Below are 7,910 nucleotides of genomic sequence, written 5' to 3' on the forward strand. Positions count from 1 at the left end.
CGTGACAATAGGTAACACCCTGGGTCGAAGGCCTTTTCCATGCCGCGGGCGGTTGCCAACGGCGGCCTCGCCCCGATATGGGAAAACGCCCTACCTTCCGCGCGCGGAAGCCGTCCCTAGAATGCTCCGCCTCCCCTACCCGAAAGACCCCCGATGACCCAGGGATTGATCCGCATCCACGGTGCACGCCAGCACAACCTCAAAAACCTCGATCTGGACATCCGCACGGGTGAGTTGACGGTGGTGACGGGCCCCAGCGGTTCGGGCAAATCCAGCCTGGTGTTCGACACCCTCTACGCCGAGGGCCAGCGCCGCTACGTGGAAACCTTCAGCGCCTATGCGCGCCAGTTCCTCGACCGCATGGACAAGCCGGCCGTGGACAAGGTGGAGGGCGTGCCGCCCGCCATAGCCATCGACCAGACCAACCCGGTGCGCTCCAGCCGCTCCACGGTCGGCACGATGACCGAGCTGAACGACCACCTGAAGCTGCTCTTCGCCCGCGCCGGCCAGCTGTTCGACCGGCAGACCGCGCAGCCGGTGCGCCACGATTCGCCCGAGACCATCTACGCCGAGCTGCAGCGCCGCTGCGCCGAGGCCGGCGACCCGCGCGTGGTGCTGACCTTCCCCGTCGAGCTGCCCGCCAACACCTCGCCCGAGCAGGTCGAGCAGTGGCTGTCCGCCAGCGGTTTCACCAAGGTCCAGGCCGAGCGCGAGGTCGCGACGCCCACCGGGCCCCGCAAGCTGCTCGACGTGGTGGCCGACCGGTTCCGCCTGGGCAACGCCGAAAAGGCGCGGGTGGTGGAGGCCATCGAGGTGGCGATCAAGCGCGGCACCGGGCGGCTGAACGTGTACCGGCTGGTGGACGACGGCGAGCCGGAGCTGTGGCGGTTTTCCACCGGGCTGCACTGCCCCGACAGCGACCTGCGCTACAGCGAGCCGATCCCGTCGATGTTCTCGTTCAACTCCGCCGTGGGCGCGTGCGACACCTGCCGCGGCTTCGGCCGCGTGATCGGCGTGGACTACGGGCTCGTGATCCCCAACGAGAAGCTCACGCTGCGCGCGGGCGCGATCAAGACCATCCAGACGCCGGCGTGGAAGGAGGCGCAGGACGATCTCATGCGGCACGCCGAAACCGCCGGCATCCCGCGCGACACGCCCTGGTACAAGCTCACCGACGACCAGAAGCAATGGGTCATCGGCGGCGCGCCCGGCTACAAGGATGGGCAGTGGAACAAGCAGTGGTACGGCATCAAGCGCTTCTTCGAATACCTGGAGAGCAAGGCCTACAAGATGCACATCCGCGTGCTGCTGTCCAAGTACCGCAGCTATACGCCGTGCCCCACCTGCGGCGGCGCGCGTTTGAAGACCGAGAGCCTGCTGTGGCGCGTGGGCAGCAAGGAGGACGCCGACATCGCGATCGACCCGGCCCGCCGCTTCATGCCCCAGGGCGTGCAGTGGAGCCGCGCGCAGCTCGAAGCGCTGCCCGGCCTGTGCCTGCACGACCTGATGCTGCTGCCCATCGACCGGCTGCGGCGCTTCTTCGACCGCATGGAACTGCCCGAGGGCGATGCCGCCGCGGGTGGCGACGCGCAGGCGCTCAAGCTGCTGCATGAAGAGATCACCACGCGCCTCAAATACCTGTGCGACGTGGGCATCGGCTACCTCACGCTGGACCGGCAAAGCCGCACGCTCAGCGGCGGCGAGGTGCAGCGCATCAACCTGACCACGGCGCTGGGCACCTCGCTGGTGAACACGCTGTTCGTGCTGGACGAGCCCAGCATCGGCCTGCACCCGCGCGACATGCACCGCATCACCGAGGCCATGCTGCGCCTGCGCGATGCGGGCAATACGCTGGTGGTGGTGGAGCACGATCCGGCCGTCATGCTGGCGGCCGACCGCGTGATCGACATGGGCCCCGGCCCCGGCGAGCGCGGCGGCTCCATCGTGTTCGACGGCACCACGGGCGAGCTGCGCCGCGCCGACACGCTCACCGGCCAGTACCTGGCCGGCACCAAGCAGATCGGCATGGGCTACCAGCGCCGCGTGACCGAGGCCACGCCGCGCCTGATCCTGGAAGGCGCGCGCGAGCACAACCTGCAGAACGTGTCGGTGGAGTTCCCGCTGCAGCGCCTGGTCACCGTGACCGGCGTGAGCGGCTCGGGCAAGTCGAGCCTGATCCAGGACGTGCTGGCCCCCGCGCTGCTGCGCCACTTCGGCAAGGCGACGGAGACGCCCGGCGCGCACGACCGCCTGCTGGGCGCGGACCACCTGGGCGAGGTCGTGTTCGTGGACCAGTCGCCCATCGGCAAGACCGCGCGCTCCAACCCGGTGAGCTACGTGGGCGCGTGGGACGCGATCCGCGAGCTGTTCGCCGTGGCGCCGCTGTCGCGCCAGCGCAGCTACACCGCGGCCAAGTTCAGCTTCAATTCGGGCGACGGGCGCTGCCCGACCTGCGGCGGCTCGGGGTTCGAGCATGTGGAGATGCAGTTCCTGTCGGATGTGTACCTGCGCTGCCCCGACTGCGACGGCAAGCGCTACCGGCCGGAGATCCTGGAGGTGACCATCGAGCGCGGTGGCCGCTCCTTCAACGTGGCCGACGTGCTCGACCTCACGGTGAGCGAGGCGGCCGCCCTGTTCGCTGCCGACCGCGACGTGATCCGCGCGCTGCAACCCATCGTGGACGTGGGGCTGGAATACGTGAAGCTGGGCCAGCCCGTGCCCACGCTGTCGGGCGGCGAGGCCCAGCGCCTGAAGCTGGCGGGCTTCCTCGCGGAAGCGGCGCGCGTGGAAAGCAAATCGCGCCAGCCGCTGGCGCGCAAGGGCACGCTGTTCCTGTTCGACGAGCCCACCACGGGCTTGCATTTCGACGACATCGCCAAGCTCATGCGGGCGCTGCGCAAGCTGCTGGACGCCGGGCATTCGCTGGTGGTCATCGAGCACAACCTGGACGTGATCCGTGCCGGCGACTGGCTCATTGACCTCGGCCCCGAGGGCGGCGACGGCGGCGGCCTGCTGGTGGCCGAGGGCACGCCCGAGGACGTGCGCCAGCACCCCACCTCGCACACGGGCGCCGCGCTGCGCGAGTACGAGCAGGCCCTGGGCGCGGGCGGGCACTCGGTGCACGAGAAGGCGGCGGTGCTACGAAAAGAGAAGCAACGTGCCCTAGCGGAACATGCGCCGGCGGCCAAAAACGCCATCGAAATCGTCAACGCCAAGGAGCACAACCTCAAGAACCTGAGCGTGGACATTCCGCGCGGCCAGTTCAACGTGATCACCGGTGTGTCGGGCTCGGGCAAGTCGACGCTGGCGTTCGACATTTTGTTCAACGAAGGGCAGCGCCGCTACCTCGAATCGCTCAACGCCTATGCGCGCTCCATCGTGCAGCCAGCGGGCCGGCCCGAGGTGGATGCGGTGTACGGCATTCCGCCCACGGTGGCGATCGAGCAGCGCCTGTCGCGCGGCGGGCGCAAGAGCACGGTCGGCACGACCACCGAGGTGTGGCATTTCCTGCGCCTGCTGTACGTCAAGCTGGGCGTGCAGCACTGCATCCACGACGGCGCCGCCGTGCAGCCGCAGACGCCCGACAGCATCGCCGCGCAGCTGCTGCGCCACTTCAAGGGCCAGCACATCGGCCTGCTGGCGCCGCTGGTGATGAACCGCAAGGGCGTCTACACCGAGCTGGCCGACTGGGCGCGACCGCGCGGCTACACCCACCTGCGCGTGGACGGGCACTTCCTGCCCACCACGGGCTTTCCGCGCATCGATCGCTTCAAGGAGCACACCATCGAGCTGCCCGTGGCCAGCCTGGATGTGTCGCCCGAGAACGAGGGGCTGCTGCGCTCGTCGCTGGCGCGCGCGCTGGAACTGGGCAAGGGCGTGGTCCACGTGCTGAGCCAGCTCGATGGCCTGAAGGACGCCATGGTGGCCGGCACCGCCACCGCGCACATCGGGGCGCTGCAGGCGTTCTCCACCAAGCGCGCCTGCCCCGTGTGCGCGACCAGCTATGCCGAGCTGGACCCGCGCCTGTTCTCTTACAACAGCAAGCACGGCTGGTGCCCGGACTGCGTGGGCACGGGTGTCAAGCTCACCCGCGAGCAGCGCAAGGTGTTCGACGACTCGGTGCAGGACGACAAGGAAAAGGGCCGCGAGCAGACCTTCGCCGAGCCCGAAGCCGAGGACGTGGCCGACGTGGCCTGCCCCACCTGCCAGGGCACGCGGCTGAACGCCACGGCCCGCGCCGTGCGCTTCGGCGAGAACGCGGCCGCCGGCCGTGCGGGCGTGGGCATCGCCGACATCGCCGCGCTGTCGGTCACCGACATCCGCCAGTGGATCGAGGCGCTGCAGCAGGGCGCGGCCTTGAGCCAGCGCGAGGCCGACATCGCGCGCGACCTGATCCCCGAGATCCAGAGCCGGCTCGAATTCCTGGAAGAAGTGGGCCTGGGCTACCTCACGCTGGACCGGGGCGCGCCCACGCTCTCGGGCGGCGAGGCGCAGCGCATCCGCTTGGCGGCGCAACTGGGCAGCAACCTGCAGGGCGTGTGCTACGTGCTGGACGAGCCCACCATCGGCCTGCACGCGCGCGACAACCAGATCCTGCTGAACGCGCTGCACAAGCTGGGCGACAAGGGCAACACGCTGGTGGTGGTGGAGCACGACGAGGACACCATCCGCCGCGCCGACCACATCATCGACATCGGCCCGAGCGCCGGCAAGCGCGGCGGGCGCTTGGTGGCGCAGGGCAGCGTGGCCGACGTGCAGGCCGCCGAGGATTCGCAGACCGGCCGCTACCTGCTGCATGCCATGCGGCACCCGCTCAAAGCCCGTCGCCCGGTGGTGCCGCCCGTGCACATTGCCCGCTCGGATGCTACTATTTTGATAGCTAACAAGGCAGAAAGTACTAGGGCATCCGGCCAAAAAGAGGCCGAAACCGCCCAGCCGGAGCACTGGCTGACCGTGCGCGGCGCGCACCTGCACAACCTGCAGCGCGTGACGGCCAGCGTGCCGCTGAACCGCCTGGTGGCCGTGACCGGCGTGAGCGGCTCGGGCAAATCGACCCTGGCGCGCGACGTGCTATTGGCCAACGTGCAGGCCTGGGTGCAGCAGCGCTCCACCAAGGCCGGGCGCGATGCGATGGACGCCGGCAAGGCGCCGCCGCTCGTGGGCTGCACCGGCCTGTCGGGCTTCGAGACCGTGGACCGCGTGCTGGAGGTGGACCAGACCCCCATCGGCAAGACGCCCCGCAGCTGCCCCGCCACGTACATTGGCTTCTGGGACACCATCCGCAAGCTGTTCGCCGAAACGCTGGAGGCCAAGGCGCGCGGCTATGCGGCCGGGCGGTTCAGTTTCAACACCGGCGAAGGCCGCTGCCCCAGCTGCGAAGGGCAGGGCATCCGCACCATCGCCATGAGCTTCCTGCCCGACGTGAAGGTGCCCTGCGAGACCTGCCACGGCGCGCGCTTCAACCCCGAGACGCTGGCCGTCACCTGGCGCGGCAAGAGCATCGGCGACGTGCTGCAGATGGAAGTGGACGAGGCCGTGGAGTTCTTCGCCAGCATGCCCAGCATCGCGCACCCCCTGCAACTGCTCAAGGACGTGGGCCTGGGCTACCTCACGCTGGGCCAGCCCAGCCCCACGCTGTCGGGCGGCGAGGCGCAGCGCATCAAGCTGGTGACCGAGCTGACCAAGGTGCGCGACGAGGTCGGCCGCCGCGGCCAGAAGGCGCCGCACACGCTCTACGTGCTGGACGAGCCCACGGTGGGCCTGCACATGGCCGACGTGCACAAGCTCATCCAGGTGCTGCACCGGCTGGTGGACGGCGGGCACAGCGTGGTCGTCATCGAGCACGACCTCGACGTGATCGCCGAGGCCGACTGGATCCTCGACCTGGGGCCGGAAGGCGGCCGGGAAGGGGGCCGCATCGTCGCGGCGGCCGCACCGGAAGAGGTGGTGCGGCTGGGCACGCACACGGGCAAGGCCCTGGGGCCGGTGCTGGCGCGGGGGTAGCAAAAGGAGCGGCGGGGTTCCGGTAACCCCGTCGCTGGCGCAGCAACTTCGTGGTCCGACCTGGCGAATCCTTGTCTTGAAGGCAGCCTGCGGATGGCGAGTCCGCTGCCGTTTTTTCATGGACGGGAGTGACGATGGAAAAACTCGAAATCGCTTGGTTTCCCAGACGCAACCGATCCATTTCAAAGAAATGACGAAACGCTCTCCCGTGCAATCGCGTTGATCATGTCCTCATAAACCTGCATGACCTTTTCGTAAGCGCCGGGCTTTTCTCGCAGCATATTTTTGACGTAATCCATCCTGCTGTCGGAGCATTCGACACCGGATGCGCACCGGTTGACTACGTCGAATTCGGTTGAATCACAATTCAAACCCAAACCACAAGGCAGCAGGTAGATGGCAAGACCCACATCGGTATCGGAGGTGAGTGGGTAGAAATGGCCATTGAATTTGTATCCACGCATGCCTGTATCGGGATCGGCTTGCAGCGCGATGCGTGGCCCGATATCTTCGATCACCATCGGATCTTGGGTTGCCAGCAGTTGGGTCAATGCGGCTTTTCGATTTTGCTTTTGCTCCTCATTGCTGTTGCTGAGGCCGGTGGTTTTTTCTAGAAAAGCTTTTTCTGCGAGCAGCAAGGGGTCTTTGTCCCGCAGGCCGTTGGATTTGACTTCAGAAATTCTGCTATCAGACAATTCATCCGCGATGAAGTTGCTGCATCGGGCCCGCAAAATATCGGTTGCTTTGGAAATGGCGCCATATTTTTCATCGTTCTTTCCGATGCTGTAGGGCGTTTGTACTTGTTTAAAGTATTTTCCTGCGACGATACTTTTGCATTGGGACAGCGCTTGCGCTGCGTAATAAGTGCCACCGCGCTCGGGGTGTTGCAACGCGTACAGGACGAACTCGCGGAGATCTTTGGATCCGTTGTAGCGGTCCAAAATTGGAGCGGATAAGGCCGTTTTTTTTGATGAAGCTTCGTCCGGGTTTTGTTTTGCTCCGTCAAGGCTCGGAGCAACGTTCAAATGCGAACCGCCAGTGTTCTGTATCACATTTTCAGTGGGAGGGCGTGCGGTTTTTGGGGTCGGCTTGCTCACCATTAAAACGCCGACCACTGCAGCGATACCGATGGCTGAAATTACTGCGAGCCTTTTTCTATTTTTTTGCATGCTCATCATCCTTGATTGCATTTGCGGTGGGTCGGTTTGTTGATGTTGATGGAGTCAGGAAATGGAGTGTCTATCAACTTGATGGAAGAGTATTTGTAGCCTGGATTGATCGCCCAGGTTTCTCTGCTGCCATCTGCATACGAAACAGTAAAGCCATTGTATGTGACCCCATTCATCGAGATTTTAAAATCCCTGGCGAAATCTCGGTAGGCATCCAGCGTTCCAAGATTTGTCATGTCATTGAATACCTCTTGGGCCGCCAGCCAGCGATTTGTCACATCCGAGTTTTTTGTCGTGCTTTTAGCGCCTGAACTCACCCTTGCGAGGCATACACTCGTCCCGCTTTCAATGGCGGACATCTGAGCCATGATGTCGATGCTGTCTCCTAAAACGACAGTTCCATAATAGCCTGGGCTGTTATAAAAGCCGGTGAATGGATCTGGACTGGCTACCACGGTCACATCTGGCAGAGCCGGCTCATTCGTTAGTCCAACAGGTGAATGTGCCAACCCGAAAAAAGCAATGGACGGATAAAGCAGATACTTGATTTTCATTTTCCTCCCTTATCTGAAGTTGATTAGATCAACTTTCTGAAGGGTGGAATTATTGTTATTGGGAGCCTCTCACAACCCCATGTTTGACGAATCCGAACAGGAATGAGTGGGCGCCAGCAGCCGTTTGAGCGTGATGAGGCCCAGCAGCGGTCTGCGCCTGGGTGCATGAGGGGCCTTGCAGGCC

3 protein-coding genes are annotated in these 7,910 nt (G+C 65.0%); 1 reads left to right on the top strand and 2 read right to left on the bottom strand.

The genetic code is table 11. The features are described 5' to 3' along the window. Positions 1-153: 153 nt before the first annotated feature. Positions 154-6,003 carry an excinuclease ABC subunit UvrA gene (gene uvrA, locus AVMA1855_RS21960; protein WP_284427311.1) on the top strand — a complete coding sequence of 1,950 codons (5,850 nt, stop codon included), beginning with the start codon at positions 154-156 and terminating at the stop codon, positions 6,001-6,003. Between the two features lie 182 nt (positions 6,004-6,185). Here uvrA and AVMA1855_RS21965 read toward each other — a convergent pair whose 3' ends face one another. Next, positions 6,186-7,172 carry a hypothetical protein gene (locus AVMA1855_RS21965; protein WP_284427312.1) on the bottom strand — a complete coding sequence of 329 codons (987 nt, stop codon included), beginning with the start codon at positions 7,170-7,172 and terminating at the stop codon, positions 6,186-6,188. A gap of 5 nt (positions 7,173-7,177) precedes the next feature. Further along, complete coding sequence (locus tag AVMA1855_RS21970; RefSeq protein WP_284427313.1) at positions 7,178-7,726, bottom strand: hypothetical protein; 549 nt, start codon at positions 7,724-7,726, stop codon at positions 7,178-7,180. Between the last annotated feature and the right edge of the window lie 184 nt (positions 7,727-7,910).

Source organism: Acidovorax sp. SUPP1855, assembly GCF_030158955.1.
Classification (GTDB): domain Bacteria; phylum Pseudomonadota; class Gammaproteobacteria; order Burkholderiales; family Burkholderiaceae_C; genus Paracidovorax.